A 15,557-nucleotide genomic window follows, 5' to 3' on the forward strand; every position below is an offset into this window, starting at 1 on the left:
ATGGCAAAGGCAGATTTCTACGAGACCCTCGGCGTCTCCCGAAGCGCGGATGAAAAGGAGCTGAAAAGCGCCTTTCGCAAGCTCGCGATGAAATATCACCCGGACAAGAATCCGGGCGATGCCGAGGCGGAAAAGACGTTCAAGGAGATCAACGAGGCTTATGAAACGCTGAAGGACCCGCAGAAGCGGGCAGCCTATGACCGTTTCGGCCATGCAGCCTTCGAGCAGGGCGGCATGGGCGGTGGCGGTTTTGGCGGTGGCGGCGGTTTCGCAGGCGGCGGCTTCTCCGATATTTTCGAAGACATCTTCGGCGAGATGATGGGCGGTGGACGCGGTGGCGCAAGAGCCCGCTCCAGCGGCGGGCGCGAACGCGGCGCCGACCTGCGCTACAATATGGAAATTTCGCTTGAGGAAGCCTATGCGGGCAAGACGGCGCAGATCAGGGTTCCAACATCCATAACCTGCGATGTCTGTTCCGGTTCCGGCGCAAAGCCAGGCACCAAGCCCACCACCTGCTCTACCTGCCAGGGCTCGGGCCGGGTGCGTGCAGCCCAGGGCTTCTTCTCCATCGAGCGGACCTGCCCCACCTGTCATGGCCGGGGCCAGACGATTTCTGATCCCTGCACCAAGTGCCACGGCCAGGGCCGCGTCACGGAAGAGCGCCAGCTTTCCGTTTCCATCCCCGCGGGGATCGAGGACGGCACGCGCATCCGTCTGCAGGGCGAGGGAGAAGCGGGCCTGCGCGGCGGCCCTTCGGGCGATCTCTACATCTTCCTGTCGGTCAAGCCGCACCAGTTCTTCCAGAGGGAGGGCGCGGATCTCTATTGCTCCGTGCCGATCTCGATGACCACTGCCGCCCTCGGCGGCACCTTCGACGTGACCACGCTGGACGGCACGAAATCCCGCGTCACCGTGCCGGAGGGCACCCAGTCCGGCAAGCAGTTCCGCCTGAAGGGCAAGGGCATGCCGGTGCTGCGCTCGCAGCAGATGGGCGACCTTTATATCCAGATCCAGATCGAAACCCCGCAAAAGCTCACCAAGCGCCAGCGCGAGCTATTGCAGGAATTCGAACAGATCTCCTCCAAGGAAAACAACCCTGAATCCACCGGCTTCTTCGCCCGGATGAAGGAGTTTTTCGAAGGGTAAAGCATCTCCAGCCTTCCCGTGTTTCATTGAAACACGGGAAGGCTGGAGATGCTATGTATTTCCGGAGGGAAAAGTGCGACGAAACTTCTCTCGGAACCAGTCAGCGATTAGAGCATTTCCAGGAAAAGTGTAGTCACGGTTTTCCGTCCGGAAATGCGTAAAAACAGAAGCTTAGAGCACGTCCGGTGAACCCGTGTTCACCGGACGTGCTCTAGCCCAGCATCGCCGCAATCTTCTCTGCCAGCCTTTCAGCCACTTCGGCTTTGGAAAGCTCCGGCCAGTTCTCTTCCCCTTGCCGACTGATCAGCCGCACGCTGTTTTTCTCTCCACCCATAATGCCGGTTTCCGGAGAGACGTCGTTGGCGACGATCAGGTCCGCCCCCTTGCGCTCAAGCTTGGCGCGGCCATTGGCGCTGACATTCTGGGTTTCCGCCGCAAAGCCGACGACGAGGCGCGGGCGGTTGGCGTGGTGGCCGACCGTGGCCAGAATATCGGGATTTTCGGTAAGCTGCAGCACTGGCGGGCCTTCGCCGGGCTGTTTCTTGATTTTCTGCTCCGCCGAGCTTGCCACCCGCCAATCGGCAACGGCAGCCACCATGACCGCAATATCCGCAGGAAGATGGGCGAGAACGGCGTCGCGCATCTCTTCGGCGCGCTCGACATGCACGACATGGACACAATCGGGATCGCGAAGCGCGACGGGGCCGGAGACCAGCGTCACCTCTGCCCCCAGCCGGGCAAGGGCAGCGGCGATGGCATGGCCCTGCTTGCCGGAGGAACGGTTGGCGATATAGCGCACCGGATCGATCGGCTCATGGGTGGGGCCGGAGGTGACAATCGCCGTCCTGCCAGCCAAGGGTCTGTGCTGTGGCGTGAAAACCGCCTCGACAGCGGCGACGATCTCCAGCGGTTCGGCCATCCGGCCCAGGCCCGCCTCGCCGCTTTCGGCCATTTCGCCGCGCATGGGACCGATAAAGCGGATGCCATCGCCCGTCAGCTGCTCCACATTGCGCGCCGTGGCGGGGTTTTCCCACATGCGCGGGTTCATGGCAGGCGCCACCAGCACCGGCCTGTCGCGCGCCAGAAGCACGGCAGAGGCCAGGTCATTCGCGAGACCATGGGCCATCTTGGCCATCAAATCGGCGGTCGCAGGCGCGATCACGATCAAATCGCAGTCCCGCGCCAGCCGGATATGGCCGACATCCTGCTCATCCTCCCGCGAGAAGAGATCTGTATAGACATGGGAGGCCGAAAGCGCCCCAACGGCAAGCGGCGTTACAAATTGCTCGGCCGCCGATGTCATGATCGGGCGCACCTCGGCCCCGCGCTCCTTGAGCCTGCGGATGAGATCGAGGCTTTTATAGGCCGCGATGCCACCGCCGATGATCAGAAGAATGCGCTTGCCGTGGAGGCTCATGCCGGGATCTGCCTGTCTGTGACGGACTTGCCCTGCCGCACGCGCTGCCAGAGCATTGTCCTGAGAAAAGTGTAGCCGCGGTTTTCCGTAGGGAAATGCGGAAAAGCTGAGAGCACGTCTTTCAAAGGCTCTATACTGCTTTCTCGCTCGCCCGCAAAGCGGATCAGCCGTAGCTGCGATATTCCCCCACCTGCAACAGCGAACGGATTTCGCTGAGCAGACGATCCGGATTGACCGGCTTTTGCAGCACCAGATCGGCCCCGCTTGCCAACGCATCGACGCGGGAACTGTCGCGCAGATCGCCGGTCAGGACCACGATCGGGCAGCGGCGGCGGCGCTTCAATTGCTCGACCATGCGGACATAGCGCAGCACGGATGCGCCCTCGCCCCCCGGCATGCCGAGATCGGTAATGATGAGATCGGCCTCGGCGCCGAGATCGGAGGCCACTTCCCGCCTGAGCGCATCGAAATCGCCGACATGGCTGACCTCATGGCCCGCCTTCTTCAGCACGGCCTTCAGAAGCGTCGCGTTGACATAGTCATCCTCGCCTACCAGGATATTCAGGCTGGAGAGCGACCGCTGGCGGCGCGACTCCGCCAGATCGTCCGGCTTGGCACTTTCTTCCGCAACATCGGTATCGACGCCGCTCATCAGGCCGCGCAACACGTCGCTCAGCGTCTGTTCCCGCAAGGGGCGGATCAACCAAGCGTCGAAGCCGGTCAGGGGGCGTACCGGGCGCTCCTCCGGCGTCACGAGATAGATACGGCGCAGACGCGGCATGCCCTGAAGATGCGCCACCACTTGTGCGTCGTAATCGGAAACCCGGCGGTGATCGACGATGATATCCGTCAGCACCTCGCCCCGTTCCCTCACCTGCTGCAGGATCTCCACCGCCATGGCCGCGTTGCAGGTGCGGTAGCAGATCCCGCCCAGCGCGCGGATGCTCGCCTCCGTCGCTTCTGCCGCCGGACCGTTCGGGGCCAGAAGAAGAACCCGCGAGCTTTCCAGCAGGCGTTCGCGCGGCAGGGCGGCAGGCTCGATGGCCGCGGCGGTGCACGGCAGGCGAATTTCAAACAGGCTGCCCTTGCCCTTGCAGCTTTCCGTCACGGCCAGAGAGCCGCCCAGCGCCATCATCAGGCGCTGTGAAATGAAGAGGCCGAGCCCCGTGCCGCCGCTGCGCTGAAGCTGGTCGCCCGCCTGGGAAAATTCCACGAAAAGCCGCGCCCGCTCCTCTTCGCTCATGCCCGGCCCGGTATCGCGGATCCGGATCAACAGATCGTGACCGCTGCAACTGCTGGAGACCAGCACTCCGCCTTCCTGGGTAAATTTCACGGCATTGCCGATGATGTTGAAAAGCACCTGACGCAGGCGCGCCACATCCACCTCGATCTCTTCCGCCACGCAGGCCTGCGCGGTGGCGGCAATCTCTATCCCCTTGGCATGGGCGCGCGGGGCCAGCATTTCCACCACGCCTTCAATCAGCCGCCGCGGCGAAACCCGCTGGCTATGCAGTTCGAAATGGCCCGTTTCCAACGTCGAATAGTCGAGAAGATCGGCCACCAGCTGGTTCAGCGCTTCTCCGGCCTGCACGATGGCGGCCAGATAATTGCGCTGCTCGGGAGAAAGGTCTGTGCGGCCAAGCAGATGGCTCATGCCCAGAATGCCGTTGAGGGGGGTGCGCATTTCATGGCTCACCGTCGCCAGAAGCCGCGTGCGCACGGTTTCGGCGGTTACGGGGGAAAGCTCAGCCTCCTCAATTTCCATTGGCATCATGGCCCTGCTGTTTCCTGCCGGGGCCGTCCCGGGGCAGCCGACCCATCCTGTCCAGACGCCGCGCTTCGCGGAGATGGTCTAGCCCCTGTTCGGCACAGTTTTTATGATTACGCCGTCCCGGTTAAGGAAACGTCGCCACTAAACGGCATTGTGCGGCACAGTGTGTTTCCGTCCGGTTATCATAAAAATTAGAAATTTAGGATTTATTGCGCCGCAGCAGCAGCAACTCCTCCAGCAGGATCAGCCCGGCGCCGATGCTGATATAGGAGTCCGCCAGGTTGAAGACCGCGAAGGACCACGTATCCGTATAGAACAGGATATAGTCCACCACATAGCCATAGACGAAACGGTCGATGATATTGCCGAAGGCGCCTGCGATGATCAGCGAATAGCCGAGATGGGCGAAGCGGTGATCGCGGCTGGTATTGCGCCAGAGCCAGAGCACGAAGGCGACGATGGCAAGGCGCATGCCGACAATCGCCCAGGCATCGAGATGCGAGAGCATGGAAAAGGCCACGCCGAGATTGTGGGTGCGAAACAGCCCGAGCATCGGCACCACATGCACCAGTTCATGCATGGGCAACTCCACCTCGACGGCATATTTCACCGCCTGATCGAGGAAAAGCGCCGCCAGAATGAAGGCGATGGCCGCAACGGGGCGGGAAAACAGCGCAGGCGAGGTGGTCATTCGGCGCCTTCCAGCGTGAGGAGATGCCGCCGCGCCTCAAACAGCATGATGCCGGTGGCGATGGCGAGATTGAGCGAATCGGCAAGGCCCGCCTGCGGAATGCGCGCCAACCGGTCTGCCGCCGCCGCAAGCTCCTCCGGCAGGCCGGATTGCTCGTTGCCCATCAGCAGCACCGTCGGACGGCTCTTGTAATCGATGCGGCGATAATCCACCGCGCCCGCCAGATGGGTCGCGACCAGGGATATACCGGCTGTCTTCTTCCAGGCCAGAAACTCCTGCAGGCCGGTTTTCACCAGTGGCAGGGCAAAGACCGAGCCCATGGTGGCGCGCACTGTTTCCATGGAAAAGGGATCGGTGCAATCGCCCACCAGCATCACCCCGGAAGCGCCCGCCGCATCCGCCGTGCGGATGATCGTGCCGAGATTGCCGGGATCGCGCACCCGGTCCAGCGCCACCCAGGTCTGGTCCTTTTCCAGCCTGACCTTGGACAGCGGCATCCATTGCTGATCGAAGACCGCCGCCACCATTTGCGGATTGTCCTTGCGGGTGATGGAGGACATCACCTTCTCGCTCACCTCCAGCACCATGCCGCCGCGCGCCACGGTGCGGGCCGCCACTTTTTCCACCAGGGGCTTTCCCCGGGCAGCCTTGGCATAGAGAAGATAGCGGATGCTCCAGCCCAGTTCCGCCGCATCGATGATCAGCTTCAGCCCCTCCGCCAGAAACGTGCCGGTTTCTTCCCGGGTCTTCTTCTGCGACAGGGCCTTGATGTCCTTGACGATCGGGTTGGTCAGGCTCGTTACTTCCTTGACCTGGCCAACGCGACGATGGGCCGGATCCCGGCTCTGATCCTTGAAGCTCTCACTCATGCGGGTGTCCAACGGCTGAAAAGTGAAGTGGAAAGCGCGCGTCCCGGCGTCTTGCCATCGAGACCCGCCTCGCGCAGAACCAGTTCCCCCGATTCCACCAGCCCATTCTTGCCGCGCATGGTCTCACGCATCAGTTCATGAATGGCGTAGAAACTGGCGCGGATGGAATAGGCCGTCAGCACCAGCCCCTTCGGCTTCGGCGCCAGGATTTCGCGGCAGGTGGCCAGCATCTGCGGCAGATGGTCGAACAGGTGCCAGACCTCACCATTCGGTCCGCGTCCGAATTTCGGCGGATCGGTGAGAATGATGTCGTAGCGGCTGCCGCGCCGTTCCTCGCGCTGGATGAATTTCATCGCGTCCTCGCAAATCCAGCGGATCGGTGCGCGATCGAGGCGGCTGAGCGACTGATTTTCCCGCGCCCAGCCAATCGCCTTCTTGGAGGCGTCCACATGCGTGACCTCGGCACCGGCGGCAGCCGCCACCAGCGAGGCAACCCCGGTATAGCCGAAGAGATTGAGTACTTTCAGCGGCCGGTCCGAGGCCTCGATCACCGATTTCATCCAGGACCAGTGCGCAATCTGCTCGGGAAACACGCCCACATGCCGGAAGGCGGTAAAGCGGCCGAGAAAATCCACACCCAGAAGATTGAGAGGCCATGTCTCGCCCAGCGCCTCGCGGGGAAAGCGCCAGCGGCCCATACCATCCTCATCCGTATCGCCGGTGAAGATCGCATCCGCCTTGTCCCACGCATGCTGCGGCAGGGCTGGCGGCCAGAGCGCCTGCGCCTCCGGGCGGACAATGCGATAGGGACCGTATTGCTCGAGCTTCAGCCCATGGCCGCTGTCGATCAGGTGAAAGTCACCCGCGCCGATGGATTCGAGAATGACCGGTACGCTTTCGCGTGGAAGGGCCCCGTTGCGAAGCCCAAGCTTTTCCGCCACCGCCTGCGGCTCGGCAGGCACGGGCTTCGAGGCGGCTACGGGCTCGGCCTTCGCCTTGGGTGCTGCCGAATGCTTGTGATGCTGTTCGGACGATGCGCGCTCTTGCGTGAAACGCCGCGGCCCGCCGGAGGGCTTGGCAGCGCTCTGCCGTTTGGGCGATGGACGTTTCGTTCTGTCTTTCACGGCAAAGGCGGCCTTTGTTACGATGGGTCAGGAATAAAGCGCATCGACACCTTGAGGGGCGGATCGCTTGCCCCGCGCATAGCATCAAGCCAGGCTCGGCGAAAGAGCGGGCCGCTCCAGCTCTCTGATTTTACGCATATCCGAACGGAAAGCCGCTACGCACCTTCCTCGAAAAGCTCTCTGGGCTTTTCCCATGGATTTCGTGGCGCCTTCGCGCCTCAGCCAGCTTGCAATGGCTCTTACTTTGAAAACCTGGCCTTACCGCGAGGACAATTTCGGCAATTGGTTGGCCACAACGTCGTCGGCCCGCTTCTTGTGCTTGTCGGCTTCGCTTTCCCAGCGGGCGGCAGAGCGCGCTTCGATCCGCGCCCGTTTGCGATGTTTGCCCTGGGACAGCCAGACGGCAAAGCCGCCAACGAGAGCGCCCAGCAGGAAAGCAAGGAACAGGAAGACAAAGAAGGGCGCGCTGGTCGACAGCATCTGGTCTTCCGGACGGAAGGGGTTGAGCGCCAGGGTCACCGTCTGCCGGTTGGCCACGCACAGCACCACCAGCACGATGGCAAGCGGGATCAACACCACCAGATTGACGACTTTCCTGACCATCATGGTTTCACCCTCCGGCTCTTTTACGCATTCAATTCCCGTCACCGGCAATTCCATCATCGCAAGCTTGAGATGGATGGCGATGGCCGGTTTTCAAGAGCAGAAACTCCAAACGTGTCGTGGTTCTTGCACGGCTTTGAAAACAGCTCAATCGGCATCTTCATCGATGTCGATATCGCCCATGCCGGGATTGAGCCGCTCGCGCAGTTCCTTGCCGGTCTTGAAGAAGGGCACCCATTTTTCTTCAACGAACACCGTCTCGCCGGTGCGCGGATTGCGCCCGGTGCGGGAGGGGCGGTTCTTGACGGAAAAGGCGCCAAAACCCCGCAATTCCACGCGATTGCCGCCCGCCAGCGCATCGGTGATCTCGTCGAGAACCGCGTTGACGATGTTTTCGACGTCGCGGTGGTAGAGATGCGGGTTACGCGCGGCAACAATCTGCACCAATTCCGACTTGATCACGATAACCCCCTTTAGTTTCTGTCGATTTTCATCCTGGATGCTGACGGAGCGCGGCCGCCGCCATTGGCAGGGTGCAATGCCGCGAACAACGCCTCAGCCTGCGTAAAACATCACAGAAAATCGGATTAATCAATCGCTTAAGGCTTTTTGCGATAAGGTCGGCTTCCTGCCCCCTCTCCTCGGCTTGAGCATGAAGGGGTGACGGTGCTTGTAAGCGACTTTAAAAAAACCATATTGGCAGCCAGAAGCGGACATGCGAAACATGCCGGACAGGATCAAAGCCTTGATGACGACGGGCTTGCGCCGTCGGCCCTACGGACAGCACACCCATGCTCAAACGTCTTGATGCAGGCTCTGACGAGCCCTTTGCACCCCCTTCGAACGATCGCTACCGGCGGGCGGTCGGCCATTCCGCGCGGGTGCGGCGGCTGAAGATCCTGTTGCCAGCGGCAGCCATGCTGCTCTCCTTCGGCTTCATCGCCGTGTCGGTGGTGCGCACCTATCTGCCGGAATCGATCAAGATCGAGGGCGCCGATATCGAGGACGGCAAGGTTGTGATGTCGAAACCTGCCATCGCCGGGCGCAATTCCGATGGCGCTTCCTATTCGATGAAGGCATTGAGGGCGCTTCAGGACATCAAGAACCCCAACCTCATCACGCTGGAAACGATTGTCGCGCAGATGCCGGTCAACGATCAGGACATGGCGGACATCAAGGCTCAGAGCGGCACCTATGACCGCGCCAGCGACAAGATGGTGCTGGACAAGCCTTTCGAGATCAAGCTCTCCAGCGGCGTCACCGCAGACTTTCAATCCGCCGACCTTGACGTGAAGGCCGGAAAGCTTAAGACGACCCAGCCGGTCTCGATCAGAACCAAGGATGCGTCGGTGGTTGCGCAGTCCATGGATATGACGGATAAGGGACAGGTCATCACATTAACGGGAGCCGTTCGCATGAACATCGCCGGTTCCGCCCTCCAGAACACTGGCAATTGAGAGCCGATCATGACGCAAGGATCCCGTCGTCTTCCTGTCCTCACCACCCTGGCGCTGGTTTGCGGCCTTGGTGCGCTGGCCGCTCCGGCCCTCGCCCAGTCCACCACCAGCAATATGAACGGGCTGAAACTGTCCGGCGACAAGCCGATCCAGATCGAAAGCGACCAGCTCGAAGTGCGCCAGCAGGAAAACACCGCCTTCTTCAACGGCAATGTCCGCGTGGTGCAGGGCACCACGACCATGCAGTCGGCCTCCATGGTGGTGAAATATAAGGGTCAGGGTGCGGCCGTCACCAGCGGTGACGCCAAGATCGACACCATCGACGTCATGCAGAACGTCGTTTTGAACACGGAAACCCAGAAGGCCACGGCCGATAAGGGTCATTTCGACATGAACACCCAGATCTTCACGCTGGAAGGCGACAAGGTCGTGCTGTCGGAAGGCAAGAACGTCTTCGTCGGCTGCCGCCTGACCGTGAAGATGACGACGGGTGAGGCGAAGCTCGACAGTTGCGGCGGACGCGTGCAGATCCAGCTCGATCCGAAGTCGCAGCAGCAGCCGCAGAAGCAATAAGGTCATTGCCTGTGAAAATTCCAGGTTTGAGCGCAAAGCCTCCGGCTACCGGTGGCCAGCCCGAGGCGTCGGTGCGGGATAAGAGCCGCTATCAGGGAACGCTGATCGCGCATGGATTGACCAAGACCTATAATACCCGCCGCGTCGTAAACGGCGCATCTCTCGTGGTGCGCCGGGGCGAGGCCGTGGGCCTGCTCGGCCCAAACGGCGCTGGCAAGACCACCTGCTTCTACATGATCACCGGCCTTGTGCCGGTGGATGAGGGCACGATTGCCATTGACGGCAATGACGTCACCTCCATGCCGATGTACCGCCGCGCGCGCCTTGGCGTGGGCTATCTGCCGCAGGAAGCCTCGATCTTTCGCGGGCTGACCGTGGAAGACAATATCCGCGCCGTGCTGGAACTGCATGAGCGCAATACCGGCAAGCGCGAGCAGAAGCTGAACGAGCTTCTGGCGGAGTTCAACATCGAGAAGCTGCGCAAGTCTCCGGCGGTCGCCCTTTCGGGCGGCGAACGCCGGCGCCTGGAAATTGCCCGCGCGCTGGCGACCGATCCGACCTTCATGCTGCTGGACGAGCCCTTTGCCGGCGTCGATCCGATTTCGGTGTCCGATATCCAGAACCTGGTGCGGCATCTGACGGCCCGCGGCATCGGCGTGCTGATAACCGACCATAATGTGCGCGAAACGCTGGGCCTGATCGACCGCGCCTATATCATTCATGCCGGGGAAGTGCTGACCCATGGCCGCGCCGACGACATCGTCAACAACCAGGATGTGCGCCGTCTCTACCTGGGCGATAAATTCAGCCTCTAAACGGCAGCCGGTCTGACTTATTTCAAGTCCAATCGGCTGAACCGCTTGACCGAACTCTTCAAAAAAGCAATTTTTGGGCCAGTTGAGACTTCGAACGCCCAAAAAACTGGAACAAAGGGAGTCCGAGGAGAAGCGTAGGGGAGTTTTTCGTCCGCCATGGCCCTGTCTGCCAGCCTTTTCCTTCGCCAGAGCCAGTCCCTGGTCATGACGCCGCAGCTGATGCAGTCCATCCAGCTGCTGCAGATGACCCATCTCGAACTCGTGCAATTCATCGCGCAGGAAGTGGAAAAGAACCCACTGCTCGATTTTCAGCCAAATGATGAGCCTTTGGGCGCGGGTGACCTTCCCGCCACAGGCCCCGAACCCGAGGCCGCTTCCGCACCCGAGAGCACAGAAGGCCCCGACAGCGACTGGTATGAGCGCAGCGACGGCCAGCTGAGCGACAGCCTGGACGCCAATTTCGGCACCGCCTTCAGCGATGATGCAGCACTCCCCAAGGTCGATGCGCCGGATCTGCTCGGCCAGTGGAAATCCATGCCTGGCGGACTGTCGGATGGCATGGACGATTACGATCTCGACGATTTCGTGGCCGCCCGCCCCTCGCTGCGCGACCATCTGCTACAGCAATTGCCCTTTGCCGTGACCGCAGCCCACGACCGGATGATCGCGCTTTCCCTGATCGACCAGATCGATGAAACCGGCTATCTCCGTGCCGACATGCCTGAACTGGCCGAGCGCATTGGCGCAACGGTGATGGATTTGGAACGGGTGCTGACCCTGTTGCAGGGCTTCGACCCGCCGGGCGTGTTTGCGCGCGATCTGGGCGAATGCCTCGCCATTCAGCTGCGGCAACGGGACAGGCTCGACCCGGCCATGGCGGCGCTGGTCAAAAACCTCGATCTTCTGGCGCGGCGGGATTTCGCGACGCTTAAACGGCTTTGCGGCGTGGACGAGGAAGACCTGCTGGACATGCTGGCGGAGATCCGCACGCTGGACCCGCGCCCGGGCGGCGCATTCGAGACCGGCCCGACGGAAACCATTGTTGCGGACATCTTCGTCCGGCCTTCCGCCGACGGCTGGGCCGTGGAGCTGAACCCGGAAACCCTGCCCCGTGTGCTGGTCAACAACGCCTATTATGCCGAGGTGCAGAAGCATGGACGACGCGAGGAGGGTGAGCAGGCCTTCCTCAGCGAATGCCTGCAAAACGCCAACTGGCTGACCCGCAGCCTCGACCAGCGCGCCCGCACCATCATGAAAGTGGCCAGCGAGATCGTCCGCCAGCAGGAGGCTTTCCTGCATCATGGCGTGGACCATTTGCGGCCGCTGAACCTGAAAACGGTGGCCGACGCCATCAAGATGCATGAATCCACCGTCAGCCGCGTCACCTCCAATAAATATATGCTGACGCCGCGCGGCCTGTTCGAGCTCAAATATTTCTTCAGCGTCTCGATTGGCTCCGCCGAAGGCGGTGACAGCCATTCGGCGGAAGCCGTGCGCCACCGTATCCGCATGCTGATCGCCCAGGAAAGCCCTGACAATATCCTGTCCGATGACGATATTGTCGAAAGCCTCAGAAGTGGCGGTGTCGATCTGGCCCGGCGCACTGTGGCAAAATATCGCGAGGCAATGAATATCCCGTCATCAGTACAACGCAGGCGAGAAAAGAGAGCCCTTGCCCGCAGTTCTGCCTGACCGTCCAAAACATAAAATTAACCAAGCGTTGACTTTTGCGAGCGGCGTCATTAGAGCGACGTGAAATAAAAACGGGCCGAATTCAATCGCGCAAAACGTGCAGGACCACCATCCTGACCAGCAGCGGCGAAGGCGAGCCCCACAGGATAATGACGGGAAGAGCGGTTACTGCATAATTCCTTAAATCGGAACCGATTTACGGAGAAAATTATGCAGCAGATGTAAAGTGCGACAGCGAACCTTTGTGCGCCATATAGGGCGCACGGCGCTGTAGCGGGCCGAGAAGGAATGGTTGCAGGGACACGAGCCAACGGGCTGAGGCCTGATGGGTAGCGAGACGGCCGAGCGCAGACTTGAGCGATGGAAAGGCTTGGAGGCGCGCGCCGCTTGGCGTAAACTGGTACCCGCAAATCACGATAAGAAGGGAAACTCCATGAGTGTGCGTGTATCCGGCAAACATATGGAAATCGGCGACTCGTTCCGGCAGCGGATCGAGACCCAGATCGCGGACGGTGTCACGAAATATTTTGACGGAGGGTATTCCAGTCAGGTGACGGTGACCAAATCGGCCTCGCGCTTCTCTGCCGATTGCGTGGTGCATCTCGACAGCGGCGTGAACCTTCACGCGGCCGGTGAAGCCAATGATCCGCAACTGGCCTTCGACGCCGCAGCGGAACGGATCGAGAAGCGCCTGCGCCGCTACAAGCGCAAGCTCAAGGACCACCATGCGGGTACCGCGTCCGAAATTGCCTATACCGTCATGGATGCCGTTCCCGAGGAACAGGACGAAGTGCCGGAAGATTTTGCGCCCACCATCGTGGCGGAAAGCACCAAGAAGCTGAAGACGATGTCGGTGGCCTCTGCCGTCATGGCCCTGGACATGACCGATGAGCCCATCGTTCTGTTCAAGAGCCCCGGCGGACAGGATCTGAACATCGTCTATCGCCGTAATGACGGAAATATCGGCTGGATCGATGCCGCGAGCATCAAGGGCTGAATGAGATCGAGGGCGCAGGCGGTCACGTTTGCGCAAAACAGCAACAGTGGAAAAGGCGATGCATCGCCATCGCCTTTTCCGGGACGTCGGCGGCGTAAAAGGAAAACCCAATGGCCTTGGCAGATTTGCTGCAGCAGGACGCGATCATTCCCGCCCTGAAGGTTAATTCCAAAAAACAATTGCTTCAGGAACTCGCCGCCAAGGCCGCGAAGCTCACCGGCATTGCCGAGCGGGAGATTTTCGATGTCATCCTGCAACGCGAGCGGCTGGGCTCGACGGGGGTGGGCAATGGCATTGCCATTCCGCACGGCAAGCTCAACAGCATTTCCTCCATCAAGGGCATATTTGCCCGACTGGAAACGCCGATCGATTTCGAGGCGCTGGATGAGCAACCCGTGGATCTGGTGTTTCTGCTTCTGGCGCCTGAGGGTGCAGGCGCCGATCACCTGAAGGCCCTTTCCCGCATTGCCCGGGTGCTCAGGGATCAGGATCTGGTGACCAAGTTGCGCGCCAGCGATTCGGCAACGGCCCTTTACACTTTCCTCAACGAAGATCAGGCCTCCAACGCCGCCTGATCCTCACACGACTGAGGGCCTGCTCTGCTCGCCGCAGGCAGCTCCCTGCATTTCTCTCCAATTTATTAGATAATTATTCAACAATAAAGATTACGCAGGAAGGTGTGCCAATTCGCTGTGAAAGCAGCGGTCATCAGGGAGTGTTCGGCGCGTGCGGCTTCCAGGGATGTTGAAAAACCGGGTGATGAGGGAAGCCCTGCTGCTGCTGGCCATTGGCGTGCTGCTGCTGGTGTTTGGAACGCGGATCCAGTTTCATGAGCGGCTCGATCGATTTCTGCATGCCCACGAAGAATGGCAACTGGATGAGATCTTCACGGCCTTCAATATCGTGGGGGTTTTCGGCCTCATCTATGCGTGGCGGCGCATTCTCGACCTGAAGCGGGAGATTGCCCGGCGCAATCGCGCTGAGGAAAATATCGACTGGCTCGCCCATCACGACCCGCTGACGTTGCTTCCCAACCGCCGCGCCTTGGAAAAGGCCGGCCTTGCCGGCAAACAGCCCGCCCACGGCTATGCGGTTTACTCCATTGATCTCGACGGTTTCAAGCGGGTCAACGATCTGGTCGGCCATCACGGCGGAGACCTGCTGCTGAAGGAAGTGGCGCATCGGCTGAACACGCTCTTCACCGGAGCCTTGCCCTATCGCCTGGGCGGCGACGAATTCCTGCTGATTGCCGAGCGGCATCCCGGCATGGATTGTCTGCGCTTCGGTCACAAAATCCTGCGCTGTCTGTCGGCGCCCTATGACGTGGGCGGCATGACCTCCGAAATTGGCGCCAGCATCGGTTTTGCGCTTTATCCCGAGGACTCCGCGGACTTCAACGATGCGGTGCATTGCGCGGATGTAGCGATGTATGTCGCCAAGAAAAGCGGCCGCAACAGTGTTTTTGCCTTCGAAAAGATCATGGAAGACCGGGTGATGCGGCGGGCCGAAACCGAAATGGCGCTGAAACGCGCCATTCGCAATGACAGCATCGTGCCCTATTACCAGCCGCTGATCGACCTGCGCAGCGGCGAAATCCGTGGTTTCGAGGCGCTGGCCCGCTGGGAAGCCGGTCCCAACCACATCATCCCGCCCAGCGATTTCATCGAGCTTGCCGAGGACGCAGGATTGATCGTCGAATTGTCCGAACGCCTGCTGCGTGCGGCCTGCCGCGACGCCATGGCCTGGCCCGACAGCATCCGCCTCGCCTTCAACATTTCCCCCATACAATTGAGCGACAGGCAGATGGGCCTGCGCATCATGAATGTGCTGATGGAAACCGGCCTGCCGCCGCAGCGGCTGGAAATCGAAATCACGGAAACCGCGCTGGTTCGGGATATGGACTCGGCCACCGCCATCCTGGGCGAACTCCAGGCGGCGGGCATCAAGATCGCTCTGGACGATTTCGGCACCGGCTATTCCAGCCTGTCGCAACTATCGAAATTCCGCTTCGACAAGATCAAGATCGACCGCAGCTTCGTCACCGGTTTCGAGACCGACAAGAAGCGCGAGGATATCGTCCGCGCCATTTTGGGACTGGGACAGGGGCTCGGCATATCGACGACCGCCGAGGGCATTGAGGAAGACCACCAGCTCGATTTCCTGAAAAGCATCGGCTGCGATTTCGGTCAGGGCTATCTGTTTGGCAAACCTGTGTCGGCGGATGAGACCCGGCAATTGCTGGAACATCGCGGTAGCGCCGCCTCCGCCATGGACAGCAGCGCCGCCTGAAGATCGCAATCTTTTTCTCCTTGGATCATCCCCGGTTTTTTTCCGGGAACGGAAAGTCAAGTACCGATGGTTTTCGCTTTCGCGTTCGGCCAAATCAGGTAAAAAGCGAAGGA

The 15,557-nt window shown here is 60.8% G+C and carries 15 protein-coding genes; 8 read left to right on the top strand and 7 right to left on the bottom strand.

What is annotated here, in order from left to right:
• Nucleotides 1-1,146, top strand: coding sequence for a molecular chaperone DnaJ (gene dnaJ / locus QO005_RS08185; RefSeq protein WP_307157511.1), 1,146 nt, complete (start codon nt 1-3; stop codon nt 1,144-1,146).
• 211 nt (nt 1,147-1,357) lie between these two features.
• Here dnaJ and coaBC read toward each other — a convergent pair whose 3' ends face one another.
• The 7 genes from coaBC to QO005_RS08220 form a co-directional block, all read right to left on the bottom strand.
• Nucleotides 1,358-2,563, bottom strand: a complete 1,206-nt coding sequence (gene coaBC / locus QO005_RS08190; protein ID WP_307157512.1) for a bifunctional phosphopantothenoylcysteine decarboxylase/phosphopantothenate--cysteine ligase CoaBC — start codon at nt 2,561-2,563, stop codon at nt 1,358-1,360.
• Nucleotides 2,564-2,726: 163 nt separating this feature from the next.
• A complete protein-coding gene (locus QO005_RS08195; protein ID WP_307157513.1) occupies nt 2,727-4,337 on the bottom strand; it encodes an ATP-binding response regulator in 1,611 nt (536 codons plus the stop codon).
• A gap of 196 nt (nt 4,338-4,533) precedes the next feature.
• On the bottom strand, nt 4,534-5,025 hold the full coding sequence (gene lspA, locus QO005_RS08200) for a signal peptidase II (RefSeq protein WP_307157514.1): 492 nt from the start codon (nt 5,023-5,025) through the stop codon (nt 4,534-4,536).
• Nucleotides 5,022-5,894 carry a TrmH family RNA methyltransferase gene (locus tag QO005_RS08205; RefSeq protein WP_307157515.1) on the bottom strand — a complete coding sequence of 291 codons (873 nt, stop codon included), beginning with the start codon at nt 5,892-5,894 and terminating at the stop codon, nt 5,022-5,024. The genes lspA and QO005_RS08205 overlap by 4 nt, the downstream gene beginning before the upstream one ends.
• Nucleotides 5,891-7,018 carry a class I SAM-dependent methyltransferase gene (locus tag QO005_RS08210; RefSeq protein ID WP_307157516.1) on the bottom strand — a complete coding sequence of 376 codons (1,128 nt, stop codon included), beginning with the start codon at nt 7,016-7,018 and terminating at the stop codon, nt 5,891-5,893. The genes QO005_RS08205 and QO005_RS08210 overlap by 4 nt, the downstream gene beginning before the upstream one ends.
• Before the next feature lie 258 nt (nt 7,019-7,276).
• Nucleotides 7,277-7,621, bottom strand: coding sequence for a lipopolysaccharide assembly protein LapA domain-containing protein (locus tag QO005_RS08215; protein ID WP_307157742.1), 345 nt, complete (start codon nt 7,619-7,621; stop codon nt 7,277-7,279).
• A gap of 147 nt (nt 7,622-7,768) precedes the next feature.
• Nucleotides 7,769-8,083, bottom strand: coding sequence for an integration host factor subunit beta (locus QO005_RS08220; protein WP_307157517.1), 315 nt, complete (start codon nt 8,081-8,083; stop codon nt 7,769-7,771).
• 329 nt (nt 8,084-8,412) lie between these two features.
• Between QO005_RS08220 and lptC the strand changes: the two genes are divergently transcribed.
• The 7 genes from lptC (at nt 8,413) to QO005_RS08255 (ending at nt 15,444) form a co-directional block, all read left to right on the top strand.
• Nucleotides 8,413-9,078: an LPS export ABC transporter periplasmic protein LptC gene (lptC, locus tag QO005_RS08225; protein WP_307157518.1), complete on the top strand. Its 666-nt coding sequence runs from the start codon at nt 8,413-8,415 to the stop codon at nt 9,076-9,078.
• A 9-nt stretch (nt 9,079-9,087) separates the two neighbouring features.
• Nucleotides 9,088-9,651, top strand: a complete 564-nt coding sequence (locus tag QO005_RS08230; protein ID WP_370878023.1) for an LptA/OstA family protein — start codon at nt 9,088-9,090, stop codon at nt 9,649-9,651.
• 11 nt (nt 9,652-9,662) lie between these two features.
• Complete coding sequence (gene lptB, locus QO005_RS08235) at nt 9,663-10,466, top strand: LPS export ABC transporter ATP-binding protein (RefSeq protein WP_370878024.1); 804 nt, start codon at nt 9,663-9,665, stop codon at nt 10,464-10,466.
• 156 nt (nt 10,467-10,622) lie between these two features.
• Entirely contained in the window at nt 10,623-12,158 is a 1,536-nt protein-coding gene (gene rpoN / locus QO005_RS08240; protein WP_307157519.1) for an RNA polymerase factor sigma-54, read from the top strand.
• Nucleotides 12,159-12,591: 433 nt separating this feature from the next.
• Nucleotides 12,592-13,155 carry a ribosome hibernation-promoting factor, HPF/YfiA family gene (gene hpf / locus QO005_RS08245; RefSeq protein ID WP_307157520.1) on the top strand — a complete coding sequence of 188 codons (564 nt, stop codon included), beginning with the start codon at nt 12,592-12,594 and terminating at the stop codon, nt 13,153-13,155.
• Nucleotides 13,156-13,265: 110 nt separating this feature from the next.
• Nucleotides 13,266-13,730, top strand: coding sequence for a PTS IIA-like nitrogen regulatory protein PtsN (ptsN, locus tag QO005_RS08250; RefSeq protein WP_307157521.1), 465 nt, complete (start codon nt 13,266-13,268; stop codon nt 13,728-13,730).
• Between the two features lie 184 nt (nt 13,731-13,914).
• Entirely contained in the window at nt 13,915-15,444 is a 1,530-nt protein-coding gene (locus QO005_RS08255) for a putative bifunctional diguanylate cyclase/phosphodiesterase (RefSeq protein ID WP_307157522.1), read from the top strand.
• Nucleotides 15,445-15,557: the final 113 nt, after the last annotated feature.

This window comes from Allorhizobium paknamense (assembly GCF_030815125.1).
Lineage (GTDB): Bacteria > Pseudomonadota > Alphaproteobacteria > Rhizobiales > Rhizobiaceae > Allorhizobium > Allorhizobium paknamense.

Coding starts and splice junctions, on each gene's coding strand:
- QO005_RS08215 (WP_307157742.1), bottom strand. CDS start 7,621: ATGGTCAGGAAAGTCGTCAATCTGGTGGTGTTGATCCCGCTTGCCATC.
- QO005_RS08255 (WP_307157522.1), top strand. CDS start 13,915: ATGAGGGAAGCCCTGCTGCTGCTGGCCATTGGCGTGCTGCTGCTGGTG.
- lspA (WP_307157514.1), bottom strand. CDS start 5,025: ATGACCACCTCGCCTGCGCTGTTTTCCCGCCCCGTTGCGGCCATCGCC.
- ptsN (WP_307157521.1), top strand. CDS start 13,266: ATGGCCTTGGCAGATTTGCTGCAGCAGGACGCGATCATTCCCGCCCTG.
- QO005_RS08230 (WP_370878023.1), top strand. CDS start 9,088: ATGACGCAAGGATCCCGTCGTCTTCCTGTCCTCACCACCCTGGCGCTG.
- QO005_RS08205 (WP_307157515.1), bottom strand. CDS start 5,894: ATGAGTGAGAGCTTCAAGGATCAGAGCCGGGATCCGGCCCATCGTCGC.
- lptC (WP_307157518.1), top strand. CDS start 8,413: ATGCTCAAACGTCTTGATGCAGGCTCTGACGAGCCCTTTGCACCCCCT.
- QO005_RS08195 (WP_307157513.1), bottom strand. CDS start 4,337: ATGATGCCAATGGAAATTGAGGAGGCTGAGCTTTCCCCCGTAACCGCC.
- coaBC (WP_307157512.1), bottom strand. CDS start 2,563: ATGAGCCTCCACGGCAAGCGCATTCTTCTGATCATCGGCGGTGGCATC.
- hpf (WP_307157520.1), top strand. CDS start 12,592: ATGAGTGTGCGTGTATCCGGCAAACATATGGAAATCGGCGACTCGTTC.
- dnaJ (WP_307157511.1), top strand. CDS start 1: ATGGCAAAGGCAGATTTCTACGAGACCCTCGGCGTCTCCCGAAGCGCG.
- rpoN (WP_307157519.1), top strand. CDS start 10,623: ATGGCCCTGTCTGCCAGCCTTTTCCTTCGCCAGAGCCAGTCCCTGGTC.